The sequence below is a fragment of the Verminephrobacter aporrectodeae subsp. tuberculatae At4 genome (assembly GCF_000193225.1).
Lineage (GTDB): Bacteria > Pseudomonadota > Gammaproteobacteria > Burkholderiales > Burkholderiaceae_C > Acidovorax > Acidovorax aporrectodeae.
In genome coordinates, this window is sequence record NZ_AFAL01000603.1 from 1 (window position 1) to 281 (window position 281).

At 65.8% G+C, this 281-nt stretch carries 1 protein-coding gene; it reads left to right on the forward strand.

Annotation, left to right across the window (positions count from 1 at the left end; all coding sequences use genetic code 11):
* Positions 1 to 281: IS5/IS1182 family transposase (locus tag VTU_RS0118580; protein WP_010107068.1), on the forward strand; the 281-nt coding region annotated here is incomplete at both ends.

Consider the following 281-nt stretch of genomic DNA (forward strand, 5'->3'; position numbering starts at 1 on the left):
GGATTCGCTCAAAGCCTGCGCCGGATCGCCTTCCCGGACCTGCCAGTGCCCAACTACACGACCCTGAGCCGTCGCGCGCAAAGCCTGCAAGTCGTCTTGCCCGCGCTGCGCCCGAGCGAACCACTGCACTTGGCCGTCGACAGCACGGGCCTCAAGCTCTACGGCGAGGGCGAATGGAAGGTGCGCACACACGGTTGGTCCAAGCGCCGCACCTGGCGCAAGGTCCATCTGGCGATGGACACAAAGACCGGCCAGATTTGCGCGGCGCTGATGACCCACCA